This is a genomic window from Cellulomonas sp. plas2, assembly GCF_057221735.1.
Genome location: NZ_CM170155.1, coordinates 997,272 through 1,019,720 on the forward strand (window position 1 = coordinate 997,272; position 22,449 = coordinate 1,019,720).

A 22,449-nucleotide genomic window follows, 5' to 3' on the forward strand; every position below is an offset into this window, starting at 1 on the left:
ATGGTGTTCGCGGTCCGCTGGCCCGACGGGGTGGAGGAGCGCTGCTACTCCCCGAGCCTCGTGGTGCACGACCACCTCGACGTGGGCGGCCGGTACACGGTGGCGGAGTTCGTCGACCGGAGCACGCGGGCCCTGGCCCTCGCCTCCGACCGGGTCGCCGCGCGGTACGGGATGCGGTGCACGTCGGCGGAGGCGCAGGCCGAGCGGATCGGGCACAGCGCGGCCCGGTTCGAGCCCGGGGCCGGGCCCGTGAAGGTCCTGGCCATGGAGCCGCCGCTCCCGGACGCCGCCGGGGGTGCGGCGTGAGCGGGCTCGCGGGCCGGCACGTCGAGGTCGCCGTCGTCGGCGGGGGGCAGGCGGGCCTGGCGCTGTCCTGGTACCTCGTGCGCGAGGGGGTGGACCACGTCGTCCTCGAGCGCGACACCGTCGCGCACGACTGGGCGGACCGCCGCTGGGACGCCTTCACGCTCGTGACGCCGAACTGGCAGTGCCGGCTGCCCGGCTACCCCTACGAGGGGCCGGACCCCGACGGGTTCATGACCCGCGACGAGGTGCACGCGTGGCTGCGCGGGTACGCGGCGTCGTTCGGGCCGCCCGTGCACGAGCGCACGTCGGTGACCGCGGTCCGAGGGCTGCCGCTCGGCGGCTTCGAGGTGGCGACGAGCGCCGGCACGCTGACGGCGGACCAGGTGGTGGTCGCGACGGGCGGGTACCACGTGCCGGTGCTGCCGGCCGTCGCGTCCCGGCTGCCCGCGGGCCTGGTGCAGCTGCACTCGGCCGACTACCGCTCACCGGAGGCGCTCCCGGACGGCGGCGTGCTCGTCGTCGGGTCCGGGCAGTCCGGGGCGCAGATCGCGGAGGACCTGCACCTGGCGGGGCGGACGGTGCACCTGGCGCTGGGCCGGGCGCCACGGTGCGCCCGGTTCTACCGCGGCCGCGACTGCATCGCGTGGCTCTCCGACATGGGCGTCTACGACGTGCCGGTCACCGCGCACGCGGGCGGGCTCACCAAGCGGGAGTCGACCAACCACTACATGACGGGTCGCGGCGGCGGGCGGGACATCGACCTGCGGGCCTTCGCGCGCGACGGGATGCACCTGTACGGGCGGCTGACCGCGGCCGACGGGGGCCGCCTGCGGTTCGCGCCGACCGCCGAGGCGTCGCTGGACCACGCCGACGCCGTCATGGAGTCCATCAAGGACGACATCGACCGGTGGATCGCCGCGCAGGGGATCGCCGCACCGGTCGAGAGGCGGTACCGGCCCGTGTGGCGGCCCGAGCGCGAGGTGGAGGAGCTGGACCTGGACGCCGCCGGCATCGCGAGCGTCGTGTGGGCCGTGGGGTTCCGCACCGACTACCGGTGGCTGCACGTGGGCGTGTTCGACGGCAGCGGGTACCCCACCCACCGGCGCGGGGTCACCGCGGTGCCGGGGCTGTTCTTCCTCGGGCTGCCGTGGCTGCACACGTGGGGGTCGGGGCGGTTCGAGGCGGTGGCGCGCGACGCGGAGCACCTGGCCGCCGAGGTCCTCGCGGTGTGCCGACGGGTGCGGCACGACCCGTTCGTCGGGCTCGCGGGCTGAGGCGGGACCACGGGTGACGGGAGGCGGGTCGGGGGTCGGGTCGGGGGTCGGGGCCGGCGAGGTCGTGCTGGGCGCGGTGGCGGGGCACTTCGGCCGCGACGTGCCCCGTACGCTCGCCAAGCTGCCGGCCCTCGTCGCCGGCGCGCACGAGCGCGGCGTGGACCTGCTCGTCCTGCCCGACGCCACGCTCGGCGGCTACCTGCTCGACATGCACCACCCCCGGCCCGACGACCTGCCGCCTGCCGTGGAGGTCGACGGGCCGGAGGTGGCGCAGGTCGCGGCCCTGTGCCCGGCGATGACGGTGTGCTTCGGCATCGCCGAGCGGGTCGTCGAAGACGGGGTCGAGCGCCGGTACAACACGGCGCTCGCGGTGCACGGCGGGCAGGTCGTCGGCGTGCACCGCAAGGTCCACCTGCCGCTGGGGGAGTCGCAGGCGTACGCGCCCGGGGGCGCGTTCGCCGCGTTCGACACCCCCGTCGGGCGCGTGGGGATGCTCATCGACTTCGACAAGACGTTCCCGGAGTCGGCGCGCACGCTCGCCCTCGACGGCGCGGAGGTCCTCGCGGTCCTCAACGCGTGGCCGGCCAGCGTCACCGACCGCAGCGACAGGCTGCGGCACGACCGGCAGGCGCACCTGTTCGACCTCTACGACTGCGCGCGCGCCGCGGAGAACCAGGTGTGGGTCGTCTCGTCGAACCAGACGGGGGTCCTGGGCGGGCTGCGGTTCCTCGGGCAGGCGAAGGTGGTCGACCCGGCGGGGGAGATCGTCGCGAAGACGTGGGCGAAGGGCGGGCTGGCGGCGGCGCGCGCCGACGTGCCGGGGTCGGTGGCCCGGGCCCGCCGGACCATGCACCACCTGCAGGACCGGGTGCCGCACGCGTACCACCCCACCCTGACGCCGTCCGCGTTGGTCGAGGCGTAGGGGCCAGGCGTGCGGATCCACCAGCTCACCTACTCCACCAAGCCGCGTGGCGGTGTGGTGCACACCCTCGCGCTCGCGGAGGCCCTGGCGGCGCGCGGGCACGAGGTCACGGTGTGGACGCTGGGCCGCGGCGGCGACCGCGCCTTCTTCCGGGACGTCGAACCGGCGGTGCGGGTGCGCGTGGTGCCCTTCGCGCCGCGCGACGACGAGGCCGTCGGCCCGCGGATCGTCCGCTCGATCGCCGTGCTCGCCGCCGCGCTGGCGGCGGCCGCGCGCGACGAGGGCGCGCCGGACGTCGTGCACGCGCAGGACTGCATCTCCGCCAACGCGGCGCTCGACGCGGGGCTGGCGCCCGTGCGGACGGTCCACCACCTCGACCGGTTCACCACGCCCCAGCTCGTCGCGTGTCACGAGCGGGCGATCGTCGCGCCGGTGGCGCGGCTGGCGGTGTCCGGCGCGGTGGCCGACGAGCTCGCGGCGGGCTGGGGGCTGCGGCCGGCGATCGTCGGCAACGGGGTGGACGCGGACCGGTTCGCGGCCGCGGTTCACGACCCGCGGACGGCGCGGTGGCGGCAGAGGCTCGGGCCGTACGTGCTGGCGCTCGGCGGGATCGAGCCGCGCAAGGGCACGCTCGACCTGCTGGAGGCGTGGGCGCTGCTGCGGGTGCGCCGGCCGGACGTGCGCCTGGTGCTGGCCGGCGGCGAGACGCTGTTCGACTACCGGGACTACCGGGCGGCGTTCGACGCGCGGGTGGAGGCGCTGGCGGCGGGTCCGTCCGGGGACGCTGCGAGGCCCGTCGTGCTGGGGACCGTCGACGAGGCCGACCTCGCCCCGCTCGTCGCCGGGGCCGCGGCGCTCGGCTTCGTATCGGTGCAGGAGGGTTTTGGCCTGGCCGCCCTCGAGGCGCTGGCCGCCGGGGTGCCGGTCGTGGCGCGCCGGCTGCCGGTGCTCGAGGAGGTGTTCGGAGGGACGGTCGCCTACGGGCAGGACCCGCGCTCGTTCGCCGACGCCCTGGACCGCGTGCTGGGCGGTGACGCGCCGGACCCGGCGGCCGGTCGCGCGCTCGCGGCCGGCGCGCGCTGGGACGACGTGGCCGCCCGGCACGAGGCGGCGTACGCCGCCGTCCTGCGCGACGGGGGTGACGGCGGTGCGGCGCTCGATCTCGGCGGTGCTGTCCTGGCTCGCTGAGACCGACCCGGACCGGGTGGTCGTCGTCGCGCCGGACGGCGTGCTGACCGCGGGGGAGCTGGACCGGCGGGGCACGCGGCTGGCGCGGACCCTGCTGGCGCACGGCGTACGGCGCGACGACCTCGTCACCGTCGACCTGTCGAACGGCGCCGCGCACGTCGTGGCGTGCGCCGCGGTGTGGCGGGCGGGCGCGACGCCGCAGACGCAGCCACCGGCGCTGTCGGAGGCGGAGCGCGCGGAGCTCGCGGCCCTCGCCCGACCACGGGTCGTGCTGGTGGGGCGGACGCAGGGGGACGCGGCGACGACCCCGCCGCGGGTCGAGGTCGCGCTCCACCCGCTCCCGCCCGTCCCCGACGCGGACGACCAGCCGCTGCCCGACACCTGGGCGACCTGCTGGAAGGCGCCGACGACGTCCGGCTCCACCGGTCGGCCGAAGCTCGTCCTCGCGGCCGCGCCCGCGCTCGTCGACCCGACGCAGCCCGTCGCGCCGTTCCTCCCTCGCGGGCAGGTGCAGCTCGTCGCCGGCCCGCTGCACCACTCCGCGGTATTCACCTACGCCTACCGCGGGCTGATGACCGGCCACCGCCTCGTCGTGCTGCCGCGCTTCGACGCCCGCGCGTGGCTGGGAGCGGTCGCGGAGCACGGGGTCACCTGGGCGCTGCTGGTCCCCACGACGATCCGCCGCCTCCTGGCCCTGCCGCCCGACGAGCGCGCCGCCGCCGACGTGTCGTCGCTGCGCATGATCCTGCACCTGGGCGCGCCGATCGCGCCGGCGGACAAGCGCGCGCTGCTCGACTGGCTCGGCCCCGAGCGGGTGCTCGAGGTGTACGCAGGCAGCGAGTTCAACGGCCTGACGCTGGTGCGCGGCGACGAGTGGCTGCATCGTCCGGGGACGGTCGGCCGGCCGGTCGGCGGGACGCGCATCCGGGTGCTGCGCGCCGACGGGTCGGAGGCGTCGCCGGGGGAGACCGGCACGGTGTGGCTGCACCGCGGGGACGCGCCGCCCTACCGGTACCGCGGCGGCACCTCCCGCCGCACCGCCGACGGCTGGGACACCCTCGGCGACGCCGGGTACCTCGACGCCGACGGCTGGCTGTTCCTCCTCGACCGGGCCGACGACCTCGTCGTGCGTGGCGGGGTCAACGTCTGGCCGGCGGAGGTCGAGCGCATCCTCGAGGCGGACCCGACCGTGCGGTCCGCCGTGGCGTTCGGCGTCCCCGACCTGGACCTCGGCCGGGCGCTGGAGGCGGTGGTCGAGGTCGCGGAGGGCGCGCCCGAGGCCGTGGCCGCGGCGCTGGCGTCGATCCTCGCCCGCACGGCCCCAGCCCTGGGCCCGGAACGCCGGCTGCGCCGGCTGCACGCCGTCCACGCCCCCGTCCGCGACGATGCCGGCAAGGTGAACCGTCGCGCGCTCGCGGTGCGCGTCGCGGACCGCGCCTCTTGCGACACCGAGACGTTCCTCGACCGGTGAGGAGCGTCATGAGCTGCAGGCGGTCCGTCTAGTCCGTGGTTGACCTTGAGCAGACGCCCGACCAGCGGCATGACCGTGAAATCGGTGTGAGCCGGTCAGCTGGTCCGACCGGGAAGTCGTGGGCTCGACGCCTCCCCCCGCGGGGTGCTGCCTGCCAAGATCCCCTCGTGGACGTCTTCGAGGAGATCGCCGACGAGCGACGGGCCCTGGCCGGGCAACTCGCCCACCTGACCCCGCAGCAGCAGGCCACCAGGAGCCTGTGTCGGGCATGGAGCGTCCACGACGTCCTCGCACACCTGGTCATGCCCCTGGAGGTGAGCACACCCCGCATGGTGCTGGCGGTGTTCGCCGCCGGCGGCCGCTTCGACCGGGCCAACGAACGCGTCACGGCGCGGCTGGCTCGACGTCCCTTCGCCGACCTGCTGCAGGTTCTCGAGCGCAAGGCCGGCTCGCGTTTCACCCCACCCGGAGCCGGCCCCCAGGCGCCGCTGGTCGATGTCCTGGTCCACGGTCTGGACATCCGCTGGCCACTGGGCCTGCACCGCGATGTCCCTGCGCCGCGCCTGCGGGAGGCGTTGACGTTCCTCACGACCGCCCCGGCGGGTCTGGTCCCGAAGGGGGCGTTGAGGGGCTTGCGGCTCGAAGCCGACGACATCGACTTCGCCCACGGCAGCGGGCCGGTGGTCCGGGGAACCGCCCAGGAACTGCTGCTGGCCGTGACGGGTCGAGGCCAGGTGCTCGACAGCCTGGCCGGTGAGGGGGTGTCCGTTCTGCGTCGCCGGATCGTGCCGGCCTGAGCTGGTCGGGATGCTCGCTGGAGCTCGCCCTTGCCCCCGCACGCGTGAGGAGCGGCTCGCGCGGTGGGACTTCGCCTTCTCCTACGTGGTCGTAGCCCTCGGGTGCTGCTTCGTGTTCGAGCTGTGCGTGTGGAAGGCCAAGGCCGCCTGCATCCAGTAGGCGAAGTCCTCCCGCGCTGCGAAGGCCTGCGCGTCGACCGTGATCCACCCCGGGCCCATCGAGCGTCCCTTGCCCATCTCGGCTCGCCGTGCCCCGGGCTTGTGCAGGTGCTGGCCGTCGCTGTCGGGTCCGACGCGGACGAGCAGGTCGGATCCGCCGGCGGAGACGCAGACGAGCATCCGGTCATCGACCATGAAGGCCAGGCCGCCGAACATCTTGACCTCGCGGACGTCTTGACCGGCCAGCCAGGTGCGGACGCGGTCGGCTACGTGCGTGTCGTAGGGCATGACGAAGACTCCTCGGGGGTGATCCTGGGTCTGCTCAGCCTTCGGCATTGTGCTGGTCATCGACGATCACGTCACTCGCTCTTCGACAGGAGCGCGAAGCGCGGTCATCGGCAGGAGCGGGTCATGTGCCGGAGGCCATGTAGGCGGCGAGGATGTAGTTGGGGTGGCGGTCCAGGGTGGTGCGGGCGCGGTCGTATCGCATGGTGGTGCGGGGGTCGGCGTGCCGGGCGGCGATCTGCACGTCGCGCAGGTCGACGCCGGCGTCGAGCATGGTGGTGACGTAGGTGTGGCGCAGCATGTGCGGGTGCATGCGGGGCAGGTGCACCCCCGCAACCGCGGCCAATCGACGCAGCCGGCGGGTGGCGGCGTGGCGATCCATGCGCCGACCACGGGTGTTCAGCAGGACGGGCCCGGACAGGCGCCCGGCCGTTGCTCGGTCGACGGCCCGGGACACGGCGGGTGGTAGCGGGACCAGAACCATTTTGTGGCCCTTGCCGACCACACGTGCGACGCGGTGTCCGTGCTCCTCGCCAAGGTCGGCGATGTCCAGGGCGCAGGCTTCGAAGATCCGCAGCCCCAGGAGTCCGAGCAGGCACACCAGCGCGAAGTCCGACGGGCGGGGTGAGAGGCGGGCGGCGGTCAGCAGCGCTTCCAGCTGCAGGTGCGTCAGGCCCAGCGTGGGTGATTCGGCCGGCACGCGTGGCCGCGCCACGTGCTCGGCCGGGGAGTGCTCTAAGACCTGGTCGATGACGCAGGTGCGGTAGAACCCGCACAGCACCGACACCCGCCGCGAGACCGTTGAGGAGGCGTAGCGGCGGGTCTCCTGCAGCCACCGCACGTACAGCTCGACGTGCGGGCGCCGCGCCTGCAACGGATCCAGCCCGTGCTGCTGACACCATCGCAAGTAGCAGCGCAGGTCGGACTCGGTGTGACGGCGGGTCTCCCCCCGGTAGCGGGCCAAGTAGCCGGCGACCGCCAGACGCAGCGGATCCGTCCGCCACCCCTCGGACACGAACACCACGGGCAACGGCACAGACGAAGGCGTAGTCATGCACGAGCATGCGCCCATGCCCGACACGGCATCCACCATCGGCATGCGCTCGCGCAGCGGCATGACCGTACGAAGCCGGGCGGCTTGCTGTAACGCGCGCTTCGGTAGGCCTGCGGCACCCAGTGACGTAGACGGACTGTGTCGTGGTCGGCGAGCATCGTTGCGTGTGTGCCAACGAGTTGAATGCGCCGCAGGAGCGAGAGCTGCAGACCGTGCTCAAGCGCGTCGCTCAAGTGAGACCACGCAGACCCGACGACGACGCCGGGGACGACGTCTGGCAGGCCTGGATGCAGTTGGACGAAGTGCAATCGACGATCGCCGGCTGGGCCGGGCGTGAGATCGGCAGTCTCCGACCCGACGACGACGAGTTCCTTGCTGCTGCGCGGAAGAACCTCGCTGCGCCTGGAGTGCACAAGCTCCTCGGGGACCGCCGCGTCGACTTTCAACGCGCCGTCTCGATGCTCTACGACCGGTTGCTTTGACTTGGCACCACCGCACCCAAATCCATGCACGGCGGAGGCAAGGCCCGCGAACGGAGCGATGTCCGGATCGCGGCAGATCCGGATGGTTGTGAGTGCCGCGCCCGAGCCGGCTCTTGGTCTCAAGGCCGCGCGGCGAGTGGTCGGCGACGGTCGACGACAACTGCCGTCGCTGCGCAGGCGAGTGCGACTCCGGCGCCGATGCCGCTGATCCAGGCGAATGCCCTATTCGTGTCCCGGCCCTCGGCTGCACGGCCGGCTCCGCGGATCCGGTCAGGGTGCTCGACTGGGTACTCGAGCGCGACGGTGTCGCCGACCTCGGAGTAGACGGTCAGGTCCAGCTCATCGACGCTCGCCTCCCCGATCCGCACGGTGCCGTCAGCCTCGTACTGGAGCTGAAACACCCGGTACCGGTGGCCGTCATCCCAAGACAGGACGGTCCCGCTGGTCTGCTGCACGGCACCCTGGTACGGACGTTCCTGGACCCACATGGTGGCAAGGGTCGCCGCCGCGAAGCCGGACGCGATGCCGACGAACGCGGCAACGACCCAGGAGGCGGCGACGATCCGACTCCGCCGTGGGAAGCCCCGGGCGTCGTTCTCGACCTTTATGCGGGCGCGGGACAACGCCATCAGTCCCGATCCTGCGATGAGGCTGATCATCAGCAGCACATAGGTGACGACAAGGGCCGCCGAGACGATCACACCCGCCGCGAGACCCGCCTCTGCGGACCGGCCAAAGACGAACGCTATTCCCGCGCCGAGCCCGGCGCCCAGGCCGAGAAGGACGACGGCCGCGCCGATCATCCTGGTCCGCGCCGCCATCAATCCGCTGTCCAAGTCGGCATAAAGGGCCAGCGGGAGCTCGAGCACTGCCCACCGGCCCACGTCTGTAGCGCGGACGGGCGCGCGAGCGCTGACCTCGGCACCGGTCGAATTCGAGCCCGACGCGCCCGGCCAGGCGTACCGCTGGCCCAGAGTTAGGCGTGGCTGCTCTCCCCGGATCGTCGCGCGATAGGCCGCCTCGCCAATCACGTCCCACAGCGCAAATGCCAAGTCGATCGCTGCGTCGTCGTCCCAGGCCCGCCCGGCGAATACGACTGTCTGCCAACGCGACCAACTCGCATCCTCGGGAAGAAGGTCAAGGCGTGCAAGGCGCGCTGGAGCGTCGCCCTGGGGATTGAGCGCGACGATCCGCTCGACGAGCGCAGCACGCAGCGATGCTGCCTCTGCAGCGACGTCTGCCCGACGACTCCGGGCAAGCGCACTGCACACCAACGCGTCGGCGGAGACAGAGATCTGCCAGGACCTCCGCGGCTGGACGATCCTCACGGGCCGAGGCTAGCGAGACGAGCCGCACTCCCAGCTCGACTCCACCAGCGGCCCTTCACGCTCAACGGCGGATGCGGTCATGTGCCGGAGGCCATGTAGGCGGCGAGGATGTAGTTGGGGTGGCGGTCCAGGGTGGTGCGGGCGCGGTCGTAGCGCATGGTGGTGCGGGGGTCGGCGTGGCGGGCGGCGATCTGCACGTCGCGCAGGTCGACGCCGGCGTCGAGCATCGTGGTGACGTAGGTGTGGCGCAGCATGTGCGGGTGCATGCGGGGCAGGTGCACCCCCGCGGCCGCGGCCAGGCGACGCCGCCGGCGGGTGGCGGCGTGACGGTCCATCCGGCGACCACGGCTGTTCAGCAGCACCGGCCCGGACGGGCGCCCTGCTGTCGCTCGGTCGACGGCTCGGGACACCGCGGGCGGTAGCGGGACCAGCACGACTTTATGGCCCTTGCCAACCACCCGTGCCACTCGGTGTCCGTGCTCTTCGCCGAGGTCGGCGATGTCCAGGGCGCACGCTTCGAAGATCCGAAGTCCCAGCAGGCCGAGCAGGCACACCAGCGCAAAGTCGGAGGTTCGTGGCGAGAGGCGGGCGGCGGTCAGCAGCGCCTCCAGCTGCAGGTGCGTCAGGCCCAACGTGGGTGATTCGGCCGGCACGCGTGGCCGCGCCACGTGCTCGGCCGGGGAGTGCTCTAGGACCTGGTCGATGACGCAGGTGCGGTAGAACCCGCACAGCACCGACACCCGCCGCGAGACCGTTGAGGAGGCGTAGCGGCGGGTCTCCTGCAGCCACCGCACGTATAGCTCGACGTGCGGGCGCCGCGCCTGCAACGGATCCAGCCCGTGCTGCTGACACCATTGCAAGTAGCAGCGCAGGTCGGACTCTGTGTGACGGCGGGTCTCCCCGCGGTAGCGGGCCAAGTAGCCGGCGACCGCCAGACGCAGCGGTTCCGTCCGCCACCCCTCGGACACGGTCACCACGGGCAACGGCACAGACGAAGGCGTAGTCATGCACGAGCATGCGCCCATGCCCACCACGGCATCCACCATCGGCATCCGCTCGCGCAGCGGCATGAGCGGACGTCCGCGGCGCCGCGGCGTATGGGTCAGGGCCTCGTGTGCGAGGCGCCGGCCCTTTGCGATGCGATAGCGGCTGCGCAGCGTCCGCTATCGCCTGATGCGGCAGCGGAACTCGGCGGTCCCCGCGCTCGGTGGTACGGGTTCGCCCTTGGCGACCTGGCCGCACCAGAGTTGCGCGATCGTGACTTCGTAACGACTACGAGAAGGTGCGGAGGCGTCCATAGTTTCGTCGGGGCGCGGAAGGGTCCGTGCCTCTACTACTCGTCGCTCGGGGGACCCCAACCATGCCGCTCCACGCCAGACTTCGCTTTCTCACTGCCGCTGCGACGAGCGCCGGCGCTGTGGCGGCGTGCCTTCTCGGCGCCGTCCCAGCGTCGGCGGTGCCCGGCGGGCTGGGTGGGCTGGCGTCGGGCGACATCGGCGGTCTCCTCGTAGCCGGTGACAGCCTCGAGGAGATCGTGGACAGCCAGCGCTGGTTCACGACGTCTGCGCACCTGGAGATGCAGGGCGACGGCAACCTGGTGCTGTACGCCCGGCTCTACAACGAGGTGGACGTCCCGCTGTGGCAGTCCGGTACGGCGGGCCATGCGGGCGCCTACGCAGCGGTCCAGACCGACGGCAACGTCGTGGTCTACGCCGCCGACGGAATCACGGCCCTCTGGCAGTCCGGGACGGCCGGGCGTCCGGGAGCCGTGCTCCTGGTCCAGGGCGATGCCAACGTGGTCGTCCTCGACGACACCGGCGCAGCCGGCTGGCAGTCGGGTACGGCGCTGCTGCGGGATCACCTCGAGGGGGAGGACGTCCTGCTCCCCGGGCAGGACCTGCAGTCCCAGGCCGAGTCAGCCGTGGGCACGCTGGCCCCGGTCCCCGGGCCGGCGCGCCTGGTCATGCAGACCGACGGCAACCTGGTCGCGTACGACGAGGGCCGCGCGTACTGGCAGAGCGGAACCGCCGGCCACCCTGGCGCCTACCTCGCCCAGCAGGCCGACGAGAACCTCGTCGTCTACGCGCCCGACGGCCGGACAGCCCTGTGGCAGGCCGGCCTCGCGCTGCCGGTCAACCAGGACCCGTGGGACATCACCATCCTGTGGGGCTGGGGCACCCTGAGCGCCTACGGCGACGACACGGACGGCGACGACGTCACGCAGCGCGTCGTCGTGCGCGGCCCTCGCCCCGGCCCGGACGTCCTGTCGATCGGGGAGTGACTCGAGGCTGTCGCTTCGGCACCGCGACGACGACCGAAAAGAGTCCGCCGCCCGGCACCACGCCGGGCGGCGGACACGTTGCTCAGCGGAGGTCGACCCACCGGCGAAACGTCCACGGCCGACTTGCCCGCCTACCTGCTCGGAGTGGATCACGCGCAGACGTCGCTAGGCGCGCTGGCGGCCGGCTTGGTCGCACTGGCCCTACGTGGCAAGGCAGAAGATGAACCTCGCGCCCGGTATGCGCTCCCATGCCGTCGTGGCTCGCGCGATCCCTAGCAGCCGCAGTCGCGGTCCCTACCGCCGGCCCCGGGCGCCTCGGGGACCACCGTGATCCTGTCGATGCCGTTGCTGATCCGGATGCTCCCGAAGTGACGAACAGTGAGCGCGGAGTCGCCGATCCCGGCGGTGCCGGACTGCCACAGCACGGTGGCGCGGTCGGAGGCGTACACGACCGCGTTCCCGTCCGACTGCATCACCAGGTAGGCGCCGGGCCGGCCAGCGGTTCCCGACTGCCAATAGGCCCGGCCCTGCTGGTAGGCGACCAAGTTGCCGTCCGTCTGCATCACCAGTCGGCTGTGCCCGACCTCGTACCCGACCTCCGCCGCCCCGTCTGACAGCAGGTCCTGGCCGGGTGCCAGCTCGAGTCCGACCGCGTTCCCCAGGCCGCTACGGAACATCGCAGTGCCAGCCTGCCAGCGGGCCGCCCCACCGGCATACACGACAAGATTCCCGTCGGGCTGCAGCGTCAGGCGTGCACCTGCCTGACCCGCGGTACCCGACTGCCACAACGCCTGTCCGCCGTCCGCCGTGTAGACAACGGCATTCCCGTCCGACTGTAGGGCGAGGTAGGCGCCGGGGTGTCCACTCGTGCCTGTCTGCCAGTCCGCATAGTCCATGCCGGTGTAACGGTCCAGCCGGTACAGCACGAGGTTGCCGTCGCTCTGCATCTCAAGATGGGACTCGGCGTACCGCTCGTTGAATGGCGGCATGAGGGCGGACTGGTGTACCCCCTGGTTCGCGACCAGCGTGTCACCCGGGATCAGCTCGTCGTCGGAAGCGGCGGCTGCTGCTGGAGGCACACATGTGACCACCGCTAGAGCGCCGGCGACGAGCACCGGAAGGAAACGACGCATCTTCGCCACGATTCTCCTGTCATCGATCGCGCATGCCTTCGTGGAAGGACGTGTTGGTCGCCTCCGGCATCGCCTTCTTCGCCACCATAGTTGCGGTGCACTCCTGCGCATGCGTGTTCCTTCGCCCACGCCCGTCCGTGCGTCAGCGACCCGACCTTCCGGTACCGCTCGCACATCGGCAGGAGCGGGTCATGTGCCGGAGGCCATGTAGGCGGCGAGGATGTAGTTGGGGGTGGCGGTCCAGGGTGGTGCGGGCGCGGTCGTATCGCATGGTGGTGCGGGGGTCGGCGTGCCGGGCGGCGATCTGCACGTCGCGCAGGTCGACGCCGGCGTCGAGCATGGTGGTGACGTAGGTGTGGCGCAGCATGTGCGGGTGCATGCGGGGCAGGTGCACCCCCGCAACCGCGGCCAATCGACGCAGCCGGCGGGTGGCGGCGTGGCGATCCATGCGCCGACCACGGGTGTTCAGCAGGACGGGCCCGGACAGGCGCCCGGCCGTTGCTCGGTCGACGGCCCGGGACACGGCGGGTGGTAGCGGGACCAGAACCATTTTGTGGCCCTTGCCGACCACACGTGCGACGCGGTGTCCGTGCTCCTCGCCAAGGTCGGCGATGTCCAGGGCGCAGGCTTCGAAGATCCGCAGCCCCAGGAGTCCGAGCAGGCACACCAGCGCGAAGTCCGACGGGCGGGGTGAGAGGCGGGCGGCGGTCAGCAGCGCTTCCAGCTGCAGGTGCGTCAGGCCCAGCGTGGGTGATTCGGCCGGCACGCGTGGCCGCGCCACGTGCTCGGCCGGGGAGTGCTCTAAGACCTGGTCGATGACGCAGGTGCGGTAGAACCCGCACAGCACCGACACCCGCCGCGAGACCGTTGAGGAGGCGTAGCGGCGGGTCTCCTGCAGCCACCGCACGTACAGCTCGACGTGCGGGCGCCGCGCCTGCAACGGATCCAGCCCGTGCTGCTGACACCATCGCAAGTAGCAGCGCAGGTCGGACTCGGTGTGACGGCGGGTCTCCCCCCGGTAGCGGGCCAAGTAGCCGGCGACCGCCAGACGCAGCGGATCCGTCCGCCACCCCTCGGACACGAACACCACGGGCAACGGCACAGACGAAGGCGTAGTCATGCACGAGCATGCGCCCATGCCCACCACGGCATCCACCATCGGCATCCGCTCGCGCAGCGGCATGACCGGAGGGAGTGTCAGATGAACGGTGGGCGGGGCCCGGCGTTCTCTAGATGCTCGAGGGGTTGATGCGTCCCTCGAAGGTGATGGCGAAGGCGTTTAGGGCTGCCTTCCACCGGATGACCCATCGTGCCCGTCCCTTACCCGTGGGTCCAGTGACCGCGTCACCAGGTACAGGCACTTCAGCGCAGCCGCGTCGTTGGGGAAGTGCCCGCGCGCCCGGACCGCGCGCCGGTAGCGGGCGTTGAGGGACTCGATCGCGTTGGTCGTGCAGATGATCGTGCGGATCTCGACGTCGTAGTCCAAGAACGGCACGAACTCGCTCCAGGCGTTGCGCCAGAGCTTGACCGCCGCCGGGTACTTCCCGGTCCACTTGTCCGCGAAGTCCTGCAGGCGGACCGCGGCCTGCTCGGCGTTGACGGCGGTGTAGATCGGGCGCAGGTCCTTGGCCACGGCGTCCCAGTCCTGGCGGGCGGCGTAGCGGAACGTGTTGCGGATCAGGTGGATCACGCAGGTCTGCACCTGGGTCAGCTCCCAGACCGTGGTGATCGCCTCGGGCAGACCCTTGAGCCCGTCGCAGACCGCGATGCACACGTCGCCCACGCCGCGGTTCTTGATCTCGGTCAAGACGTTGAGCCAGTACTTCGCGCCCTCCCCGCCGTCCCCGGCCCAGATCCCCAAGATGTCCCGCTCCCCGCGGGTGTTGACGCCGATGACCACGTAGAAAGGCTTGTTGGTGACAGAGCCGTCGCGGACCTTGACCACGATCACGTCGATGAAGATGACCGGGTAGACCGCATCCAGCGGCCGCACCTGCCACTCGGCCATCTCCGCGACAACCTTGTCGGTGATGCGGCTGACGGTGTCCTTGGACACCGAGGCGCCGTAGACCTCGGCGAAGTGCGCGCTGACCTCACCGGTGGTCAGGCCTCGCGCCGTGAGCGAGAGCACGAGCTCGTCCACGCCGTCCAGCCGCCGCTGACGCTTCTTGACGATCGCGGGCTCGAAGGTGCCCTCCCGATCGCGCGGGACGTCGATCTGCACCGGACCGATCTCGGTGATGACCCTCTTGGTCCTCGTCCCGTTGCGTTCGTTGGTGCCGGCCTTCGTGGCCCGGTCGCCGGCCGGATAGCCCAGGTGGTCGGTCAGCTCCTCCTCCAGCGCGGTCTCTAGGACCTGCTTGGTCAACCCGGCCAGCAGCCCGTCTGGGCCCACCAGGTCGATGCCGGCCTCACGCGCCTGGGCGACCAGCCGCTGGGCGAGCTCCTTCTTCTCCTCGTCGTCGAGCACCATGGGCTCGATCGTCTCGGTCATGCCGCCTGCTTCCCCGCCAAGCACCCGCCCGGCGCGTCAGGCCGACCCCCGCCCACCGTTCATCTGACAGACCCTGACCGGATGGTCGCGACCGCGGTCGAGGTCGCTCGGCTCAGTGTGTTCGACGCAGTGGGTCGTGGGTGCTGCGAGCATGTGCCCGTGGAACTGCGCTCGGGGGACGGTGCGACCGTGCGGCTGCGGCCGACCGGATACCAATTCGGTAGGGGGTCGGGGCAGCCTGGCGATTGGGACGCGAACTGGCTGATGGTCCGCGGCGAAGTGCGCCCTCCGACCGGAGCCTCGTGGTCGTTCCTCGACCCTTGCCTGACGACGTGGGAGAGCGCCGAGCTCGAGGCGTGGCTGCATGCAGCGAGCCGAGGGGAGGTCCAGCCCTCTACAGCCCCTAGAGAGGATGACGGTCTGCTGACCTTCACCGAGCCGAACCTGGCTTTCAGCGTCCAAGGGATCACTGACTCTGACGTGGCGCTCCGGGTCCACTTCTCACTCGAGTCGGCGCCGCGTGTGCCGGACTCTGACTCAGCACCTGAGCTCTACGAGCACTTCGTGGCGCTCACCATGACGCGGAATGACCTGGCCGCTGCGGCCGAGAGCTGGGGAGCCGACATCTCGCCGTTCCCGCAGCGATAGCAGACGTTCGCTCTTCGAGTCACGCGACGAAGGCTGCCCCGGACACCGACGAGGCTCGGTTTGCGCAGCTCGGTCAGCGGCATGTCCGGGCGTCCTGCTGGCGGCATGTGCGGTCGTTCGTGCCGTCTAGTGCTTACGGGCGTCTCGCTGGGCGGCTCGCGCCTCGCGTGCTCGATCCGGGCCGCGGGTCAAGTCCCCGGTCGTGGTGTGTGACGGCTGCCGCGTGACCTTCATTGGTTAGGCGCTGAGCGCCGGGAGTTGGGGCGGGGTGACCTCCTGCGGGTCGGGGACGGCGGTCAGGCGGGCGCGGCCAAGGACGTCCAGTGCGAGGTAGCGGCGTCCCTCGGCCCATTCGTCGTGCTGCTCGGCCAGGACGGCGCCGAGCAGGCGGATGATCGAGGTGCGGTCGGGGAAGATTCCCACGACGTCGGTGCGCCGGCGGATCTCCCTGTTCAGCCTCTCGTTGGGGTTGTTGGACCAGATCTGGCGCCAGACCTCCTTGGGGAAGGACGTGAACGCCAGGACGTCGGCCCGGGCGGCCTCGAGGTGGTCCGCGACGGCCGGGAGCTTGTCGGCGACGGCGTCCAGGAGCCGGTCGAACTGGGCGTGTACCGCGTCGGTGTCGGGCTGGTCGTAGACGGAGTGCAGCATGGTCTTGACCCACGGCCAGGAGCTCTTAGGGCAGGTGCTCATGAGGTTCGCGGCGTAGTGGGTGCGGCACCGCTGCCAGGTCGCCCCGGGCAGGGTCGCACCGATCGCGGCGACCAGCCCGGAGTGCGCGTCGGAGGTCACCAGCTTCACGCCGGTCAGGCCCCGGGCGGTCAGGTCCCGGAAGAACGCCAGCCACCCGGCGCCGTCCTCGGCGGTCGAGACGTCGATGCCGAGGATCTCCCGGTGCCCGTCGTTGTTGACACCGGTGGCGACCATGACCGCGATGTTGACGACGCGTCCGCCCTCACGGACCTTCACGCTCAGGGCGTCGGCGGCAACGAACGTGTAGGGGCCGGCGTCCAGTGGGCGGGTGCGGAACGCGGCGACCTGCTCGTCGAGGTCGGCGGCCATGCGTGAGACCTGCGACTTGCTCAGCCGGGTGATCCCGAGGGACTCGACCAACTTGTCCATCCGCCGGGTCGAGACGCCCAGGAGGTAGCAGGTCGCGACCACCGAGGTCAGGGCCGCCTCGGCCCGGCGTCGGCGCTCCAGCAGCCAGTCCGGGAAGTAGGTCCCGGCGCGCAGCTTGGGGATCGCCACGTCGATCGTGCCGACCCGGGTGTCGAAGTCCCGATGCCGGTAGCCGTTGCGGGTGTTGACCCGCTCGGTGCTGCGGGCACCGTACTCGGCGCCGCAGATCGCGTCGGGACTGCTGCAGGTTCGGTTGACACCTGACCTGTGGGGACGTGTGTCCCCGCTGGAAGGATGTGTCCCGTGCCCGCACCCCACCCCCAGGAGTTCCGCGACGACGCGGTCGCCCTCGCACGCAAGGGCGAGGCCCCGATCTCGACGATCGCCAAGGACCTCGGCATCTCCGAGTCGTGCCTGCGCAACTGGATGAAGGCCGCCGACGTCGAGGCCGGCACCCGGCAGGGCGTCACCGCCAAGGAGTCCGAGCAGCTGCGTGAGCTGCGCAAGCGCAACAGGTTGCTGGAGCAGGAGAACGAGATCCTGCGCCGGGCGGCGGCGTACTTCGCCAAGGAGATCTCCCCAAAATGATGTACCCGCTGGTCCGTGACCTCGCCGGCGACGGGATCCCCGTCGCGGTGACCTGCCGGGTGCTGAAGTTCTCCACGCAGGGCTACTACGCCTGGTGCGCCAAGCCGATCAGCGACCGGGACCTGGCCGACGCGTACCTGACCGACGCTGCGATCGACGCGCACAGGGACGACCCGGAGTTCGGGTACCGGCTCGTGGCCGACGAGCTGCGCCAGGCCGGCCACCGGGTCGGCGACCGGCGGATATGGCGTCTGTGCTCCCAGCAGGGCGTCTACTCCACGCACTCGCGCAAGCGGGGCAAGGCCAAGCGGCCCGGCCCGCCGGTGCACGACGATCTGGTCGAGCGCCGCTTCAGTGCCGAACGACCCAACAGCCTGTGGCTGACCGACATCACCGAGCACTGGACCGACGAGGGCAAGCTCTACTGCTGCGCCATCAAGGACGTCTACTCCAACAAGATCGTCGGCTACTCCATCTCCGACCGGATGAAGTCGCGCCTGGCCGTCGACGCGCTGAACAGCGCCATACGGCGCCGCGGCGGGCCCGGTGCGGTCGCCGGGTGCGTCGTCCACTCGGACCGGGGCAGCCAATTCCGGTCCCGGAAATTCGTGGCCGCCTTGCGCCGTCACGACCTGCGCGGGTCGATGGGACGCGTCGGCGCGGCTGGCGACAACGCCGCGATGGAGTCGTTCTTCGCGCTCCTGCAGAAGAACGTCCTGAACCGCAGACGCTGGGGCACCCGCGACCAGCTGCGCCAGGCGATCGTGGCCTGGATCGAGCAGACCTACCACCACCGACGCCGCCAGGCCCGCCTCGGGCGCCTGACACCGGTCGAGTTTGAGACCATCTACGCGACCGCCTCAGCGGCCTGAGAACCACTCACCCCGAGTGTCAACGAAACCTGCAGCAGTCCCGTCCGCCTCAGCACCCATCAGAGTGTCGATGAAGACGCCGAGCAGCTCACGCAGCAGATCGGGGCTGGCGGTGGCCAGGTGCTCGTGCAAGAAGCGGGCAGGGTCCAGACTGGGTCCAGCGGTCATCGCGGGTCCTTCTCTCGAGTCGACTTGGTAGGTCTCTCGAAGAATCACGCGGTGACCGCCTACACGTCTACGACGACGCCCTCACCAGGGCCGGGCTCGCACACCACTCTGCGGGACGCCACTGGGCCGCGGCCGCTTCGACAGTGTTCGCCGACCTACGCTGGTCTCGGAGCTCAATCCATCGCGCAAGCCCGTACGCTGCGATCCCTCCCACAGCACTGCTCACCGCTGGCCAGAACCAGCTCTCGTCACGCCCAACCGTCAGTCCGACGACTCCTAGCGCGCCGAAGAGACACAATGCCGTGACGTCCCAGGCCCACCTCTTCATCTCGCCTTCTCCTTGCCCCCGGGTCCGGGCTCCTAGTCACTCGGTCATCACCTGCTCATCGGCGGCCGGCGACACGGCGATGAACCTGATCGGTGCACGTCGCGACGGACCGCCACCGTGCGTCCGATCCCTGGCAGGAGCGGACGCACGGTCAGCGGCATGACCGGACGTGGAGGGCGGCCGAGCCAGACGAACGAACCGTGCGGCGACTGCGCCGAGCTGCGTTGAGGCAGCTCGGGAGCAACTCCGCCTCAGCGCCTCTCGCCACGGCTTGACGCCGCAGCCACTACCCAAGCGACGCCCGCTGCCAGAGCGAGCTGGAAGGCGAGCTCAAGAGGGTCGAAGCCCGTGAAGAGTTGGAGGACCGTGAGAACCACGGCGAGATACAGGAAGGTCGCAAGGCCCCATCGCCGACCCTTGGGAGTCACGCCGATGACCCTGCCACGCGGATCGCGGCATGAGCGGATGCCAACCCGAGCCCGGCGGTGGCATCAGCTAGCCGCGCCGTCTCTCGGCTGCGTCGCCTGTCAGACTTGAGCGGTGAGGACGTCGTACCACTTCGACCGTGAGCTGTACGTTGCGCTTCTGGCCGCCCCTGATGGTGAATCCGTCGGAGTTCTCTACTCTTCGGGTCTGGCTTGGCCTCTGTCCGCTTGTGCCGTCGTGGCACTCGCCGCAGCCATCGTCGGTTCATGGGCGAGGGCCCGATCTAGAAGGCGCCGCGTGGCCTTCACGGTCTCGGGGCTCGCCGTCGCTGCCGGGATCGGCCTGCTCGCTGTCTTGGTGAGTTGAACCGCCTAACGTCGGCACATCGGCACGAGTCGACGCGCTGTGGACGGCGATCCGGGCCTCCGACAAGCTGCGCGTGTGGACGTCCGACCAGCGGCATGACCGGACGTGGAGGGCGGCCGAGCCAGACGAACGAACCGTGCGGCGACTGCGCCGAGCTGCGTTGAGGCAGCTCGGGAGCAACTCCGCCTCAGCGCCTCTCGCCACGGCTTGACGCCGCAGCCACTACCCAAGCGACGCCCGCTGCCAGAGCGAGCTGGAAGGCGAGCTCAAGAGGGTCGAAGCCCGTGAAGAGTTGGAGGACCGTGAGAACCACGGCGAGATACAGGAAGGTCGCAAGGCCCCATCGCCGACCCTTGGGAGTCACGCCGATGACCCTGCCACGCGGATCGCGGCATGTCCGGGCGTCCTGCTGGCGGCAGATCCGTGCGTTCAGGGGCCCTCAGACCGGTCGTGCGTCGATCAGCCCCGGCGGGACCGACGGAGGATCCGCCTAACGGCCGCGAGACGACGTGCCCGGGTGTGGCGGCGACGATCGATGCGCTCCTGGCCGCGTCGGCGGCTGATCTCCTCCAGCGGCGAAAGGGTCACCAAGGGCCCCAGCAGGCGACGTGCTGCAGCCGCTTCCTCCAGGTTCAGGCGCGCCACGAGTGCTTGGCCGCTGTCGTGGAACTCGATGACGTCGTCGCCGTCTGCATCGAAGAAGTGAGCATCGATGGACCACGGGGCGTAGCGCAGGGCATCGGCCCACTCCGAGTCGAAAAGGCGGACCGAGACGTGGGTGGCGTTGCGAGAGCGTTGGTCTGCGACGCGTGCCCGCTCAGCGCGGGTGTGCAGGATCGCCCCCGATTCGCGCACGAGCGGCGGTAGGTCGCGTGCGTCACTCACCAGATCAACCTCAGCCGCAGCGAGCCGCGGTCCCAGCACCTGAAGCAACGCAGTTGCTACCTCGCCTAGGACCGCCGGCTGCAGTGGCGTCCCGCAGAGTGGTGTGCGAGCCCGGCCCTGGTGAGGGCGTCGTCGTAGACGTGTAGGCGGTCACCGCGTGATTCTTCGAGAGACCTACCAAGTCGACTCGAGAGAAGGACCCGCGATGACCGCTGGACCCAGTCTGGACCCTGCCCGCTTCTTGCACGAGCACCTGGCCACAGTGGCGTCCCGCAGAGTGGTGTGCGAGCCCGGCCCTGGTGAGGGCGTCGTCGTAGACGTGTAGGCGGTCACCGCGTGATTCTTCGAGAGACCTACCAAGTCGACTCGAGAGAAGGACCCGCGATGACCGCTGGACCCAGTCTGGACCCTGCCCGCTTCTTGCACGAGCACCTGGCCACCGCCAGCCCCGATCTGCTGCGTGAGCTGCTCGGCGTCTTCATCGACACTCTGATGGGTGCTGAGGCGGACGCGATCTGCGGCGCCGAGTACGGTGCCCGCAGCACCGAGCGGGTCAACACCCGCAACGGCTACCGGCATCGGGACTTCGACACCCGGGTCGGCACGATCGACGTGGCGATCCCCAAGCTGCGCGCCGGGACCTACTTCCCGGACTGGCTGCTGGAGCGCCGACGCCGGGCCGAGGCGGCCCTGACCTCGGTGGTCGCGACCTGCTACCTCCTGGGCGTCTCGACCCGGCGGATGGACAAGTTGGTCGAGTCCCTCGGGATCACCCGGCTGAGCAAGTCGCAGGTCTCACGCATGGCCGCCGACCTCGACGAGCAGGTCGCCGCGTTCCGCACCCGCCCACTGGACGCCGGCCCCTACACGTTCGTTGCCGCCGACGCCCTGAGCGTGAAGGTCCGTGAGGGCGGACGCGTCGTCAACATCGCGGTCATGGTCGCCACCGGTGTCAACAACGACGGGCACCGGGAGATCCTCGGCATCGACGTCTCGACCGCCGAGGACGGCGCCGGGTGGCTGGCGTTCTTCCGGGACCTGACCGCCCGGGGCCTGACCGGCGTGAAGCTGGTGACCTCCGACGCGCACTCCGGGCTGGTCGCCGCGATCGGTGCGACCCTGCCCGGGGCGACCTGGCAGCGGTGCCGCACCCACTACGCCGCGAACCTCATGAGCACCTGCCCTAAGAGCTCCTGGCCGTGGGTCAAGACCATGCTGCACTCCGTCTACGACCAGCCCGACACCGACGCGGTACACGCCCAGTTCGACCGGCTCCTGGACGCCGTCGCCGACAAGCTCCCGGCCGTCGCGGACCACCTCGAGGCCGCCCGGGCCGACGTCCTGGCGTTCACGTCCTTCCCCAAGGAGGTCTGGCGCCAGATCTGGTCCAACAACCCCAACGAGAGGCTGAACAGGGAGATCCGCCGGCGCACCGACGTCGTGGGAATCTTCCCCGACCGCACCTCGATCATCCGCCTGCTCGGCGCCGTCCTGGCCGAGCAGCACGACGAATGGGCCGAGGGACGCCGCTACCTCGCACTGGACGTCCTTGGCCGCGCCCGCCTGACCGCCGTCCCCGACCCGCAGGAGGTCACCCCGCCCCAACTCCCGGCGCTCAGCGCCTAACCAATGAAGGTCACGCGGCAGCCGTCACACACCACGACCGGGGACTTGACCCCGGCTGCGCGGCCAGGTTCTCCTCCACGGCGTACGACGTCCGCTGCTCCACCCGCCCAGCATGGCGGCACACCTTCGGTTCCCAGAACGCGAAGCCGGGTCCTGCCACGGTTCACACGTCCGGCGCCTGGCATGGCCGGGCGCCCGCATCGCGGCTACTTGTTGCATTGACCCAGGATCGGTGCCTGGCGAGGC

General features: G+C 71.1%; 18 protein-coding genes and 3 pseudogenes. 11 read left to right on the forward strand and 10 right to left on the reverse strand.

The annotated features are described in order from the left end of the window. From AC2TDM_RS04530 to AC2TDM_RS04555, 6 genes are all read left to right on the forward strand, one after another. Positions 1–306, forward strand: a complete 306-nt coding sequence (locus AC2TDM_RS04530) for an MSMEG_0570 family nitrogen starvation response protein (RefSeq protein ID WP_484636385.1) — start codon at positions 1–3, stop codon at positions 304–306. Next, positions 303–1,580, forward strand: a complete 1,278-nt coding sequence (locus AC2TDM_RS04535) for an MSMEG_0569 family flavin-dependent oxidoreductase (RefSeq protein WP_484635929.1) — start codon at positions 303–305, stop codon at positions 1,578–1,580. The genes AC2TDM_RS04530 and AC2TDM_RS04535 overlap by 4 nt, the downstream gene beginning before the upstream one ends. 13 nt (positions 1,581–1,593) lie before the next feature. After that, positions 1,594–2,502 carry a carbon-nitrogen hydrolase family protein gene (locus AC2TDM_RS04540; protein WP_484635930.1) on the forward strand — a complete coding sequence of 303 codons (909 nt, stop codon included), beginning with the start codon at positions 1,594–1,596 and terminating at the stop codon, positions 2,500–2,502. 9 nt (positions 2,503–2,511) lie between these two features. Continuing rightward, positions 2,512–3,690, forward strand: a complete 1,179-nt coding sequence (locus AC2TDM_RS04545) for an MSMEG_0565 family glycosyltransferase (protein WP_090032058.1) — start codon at positions 2,512–2,514, stop codon at positions 3,688–3,690. Beyond that, positions 3,650–5,161, forward strand: coding sequence for an AMP-binding protein (locus tag AC2TDM_RS04550; RefSeq protein WP_484635931.1), 1,512 nt, complete (start codon positions 3,650–3,652; stop codon positions 5,159–5,161). The genes AC2TDM_RS04545 and AC2TDM_RS04550 overlap by 41 nt, the downstream gene beginning before the upstream one ends. Positions 5,162–5,328: 167 nt before the next feature. Next, positions 5,329–5,958 carry a maleylpyruvate isomerase family mycothiol-dependent enzyme gene (locus AC2TDM_RS04555; RefSeq protein WP_484635932.1) on the forward strand — a complete coding sequence of 210 codons (630 nt, stop codon included), beginning with the start codon at positions 5,329–5,331 and terminating at the stop codon, positions 5,956–5,958. An 81-nt stretch (positions 5,959–6,039) separates the two neighbouring features. Here the strand turns inward: AC2TDM_RS04555 and AC2TDM_RS04560 are convergent, their stop codons facing one another. Both AC2TDM_RS04560 and AC2TDM_RS04565 read right to left on the reverse strand, forming a co-directional pair. Further along, positions 6,040–6,405, reverse strand: coding sequence for a TfoX/Sxy family protein (locus AC2TDM_RS04560; protein WP_090032138.1), 366 nt, complete (start codon positions 6,403–6,405; stop codon positions 6,040–6,042). Between the two features lie 121 nt (positions 6,406–6,526). Then, entirely contained in the window at positions 6,527–7,519 is a 993-nt protein-coding gene (locus AC2TDM_RS04565; protein WP_484635933.1) for a tyrosine-type recombinase/integrase, read from the reverse strand. A gap of 101 nt (positions 7,520–7,620) precedes the next feature. On the opposite strand from AC2TDM_RS04565, the gene AC2TDM_RS04570 reads away from it, so the two are divergent. Beyond that, a complete protein-coding gene (locus AC2TDM_RS04570) occupies positions 7,621–7,938 on the forward strand; it encodes a hypothetical protein (protein WP_139224538.1) in 318 nt (105 codons plus the stop codon). A 119-nt stretch (positions 7,939–8,057) separates the two neighbouring features. Here the strand turns inward: AC2TDM_RS04570 and AC2TDM_RS04575 are convergent, their stop codons facing one another. Beyond that, positions 8,058–9,266 (reverse strand): hypothetical protein, encoded by a 1,209-nt coding sequence (locus tag AC2TDM_RS04575; protein WP_090035352.1) that lies wholly within the window; start codon positions 9,264–9,266, stop codon positions 8,058–8,060. Between the two features lie 77 nt (positions 9,267–9,343). Further along, entirely contained in the window at positions 9,344–10,336 is a 993-nt protein-coding gene (locus tag AC2TDM_RS04580; RefSeq protein WP_484635934.1) for a tyrosine-type recombinase/integrase, read from the reverse strand. Positions 10,337–10,722: 386 nt separating this feature from the next. Here AC2TDM_RS04580 and AC2TDM_RS04585 point away from each other — a divergent pair, with 386 nt between their 5' ends. Then, positions 10,723–11,547, forward strand: coding sequence for a hypothetical protein (locus AC2TDM_RS04585; protein WP_175499621.1), 825 nt, complete (start codon positions 10,723–10,725; stop codon positions 11,545–11,547). Positions 11,548–11,819: 272 nt separating this feature from the next. On the opposite strand, the gene AC2TDM_RS04590 is transcribed toward AC2TDM_RS04585, so the two are convergent. The 3 genes and pseudogenes from AC2TDM_RS04590 to AC2TDM_RS04600 form a co-directional block, all read right to left on the reverse strand. After that, on the reverse strand, positions 11,820–12,689 hold the full coding sequence (locus AC2TDM_RS04590) for a hypothetical protein (RefSeq protein WP_175499622.1): 870 nt from the start codon (positions 12,687–12,689) through the stop codon (positions 11,820–11,822). 133 nt (positions 12,690–12,822) lie between these two features. Next, positions 12,823–13,782, reverse strand: a complete 960-nt coding sequence (locus AC2TDM_RS04595) for a tyrosine-type recombinase/integrase (RefSeq protein WP_484635935.1) — start codon at positions 13,780–13,782, stop codon at positions 12,823–12,825. Between the two features lie 127 nt (positions 13,783–13,909). After that, positions 13,910–15,174 (reverse strand): annotated as a pseudogene (locus tag AC2TDM_RS04600) (IS256 family transposase). Positions 15,175–15,333: 159 nt separating this feature from the next. Here AC2TDM_RS04600 and AC2TDM_RS04605 point away from each other — a divergent pair. Continuing rightward, complete coding sequence (locus AC2TDM_RS04605; RefSeq protein WP_484635936.1) at positions 15,334–15,822, forward strand: WapI family immunity protein; 489 nt, start codon at positions 15,334–15,336, stop codon at positions 15,820–15,822. A gap of 237 nt (positions 15,823–16,059) precedes the next feature. Here the strand turns inward: AC2TDM_RS04605 and AC2TDM_RS04610 are convergent. After that, positions 16,060–17,178 (reverse strand): annotated as a pseudogene (locus tag AC2TDM_RS04610) (IS256 family transposase); the annotation flags it as partial. A 69-nt stretch (positions 17,179–17,247) separates the two neighbouring features. Between AC2TDM_RS04610 and AC2TDM_RS04615 the strand changes: the two are divergent. Continuing rightward, a protein-coding gene (locus AC2TDM_RS04615) for an IS3 family transposase (RefSeq protein WP_484635937.1) occupies positions 17,248–18,404 on the forward strand; the annotation gives its coding sequence in 2 pieces (ribosomal slippage) (positions 17,248–17,521 and positions 17,521–18,404; 1,158 coding nt in all). Positions 18,405–18,446: 42 nt separating this feature from the next. Here AC2TDM_RS04615 and AC2TDM_RS04620 read toward each other — a convergent pair. After that, positions 18,447–18,572 (reverse strand): annotated as a pseudogene (locus tag AC2TDM_RS04620) (IS256 family transposase); the annotation flags it as partial. 1,579 nt (positions 18,573–20,151) lie between these two features. Then, complete coding sequence (locus AC2TDM_RS04625) at positions 20,152–20,577, reverse strand: hypothetical protein (protein ID WP_090034011.1); 426 nt, start codon at positions 20,575–20,577, stop codon at positions 20,152–20,154. A gap of 384 nt (positions 20,578–20,961) precedes the next feature. Between AC2TDM_RS04625 and AC2TDM_RS04630 the strand changes: the two genes are divergently transcribed. Then, on the forward strand, positions 20,962–22,203 hold the full coding sequence (locus tag AC2TDM_RS04630) for an IS256 family transposase (RefSeq protein ID WP_484635275.1): 1,242 nt from the start codon (positions 20,962–20,964) through the stop codon (positions 22,201–22,203). The last annotated feature ends 246 nt before the right edge of the window (positions 22,204–22,449 follow it).

Bases quoted from the DNA above. Each gene is read 5' to 3' on its own strand.
- AC2TDM_RS04530 (WP_484636385.1), top strand. From the start codon at position 1: ATGGTGTTCGCGGTCCGCTGGCCCGACGGGGTGGAGGAGCGCTGCTAC.
- AC2TDM_RS04560 (WP_090032138.1), bottom strand. From the start codon at position 6,405: ATGCCCTACGACACGCACGTAGCCGACCGCGTCCGCACCTGGCTGGCC.
- AC2TDM_RS04565 (WP_484635933.1), bottom strand. From the start codon at position 7,519: ATGCCGCTGCGCGAGCGCATGCCGATGGTGGATGCCGTGTCGGGCATG.
- AC2TDM_RS04580 (WP_484635934.1), bottom strand. From the start codon at position 10,336: ATGCCGCTGCGCGAGCGGATGCCGATGGTGGATGCCGTGGTGGGCATG.
- AC2TDM_RS04630 (WP_484635275.1), top strand. From the start codon at position 20,962: ATGACCGCTGGACCCAGTCTGGACCCTGCCCGCTTCTTGCACGAGCAC.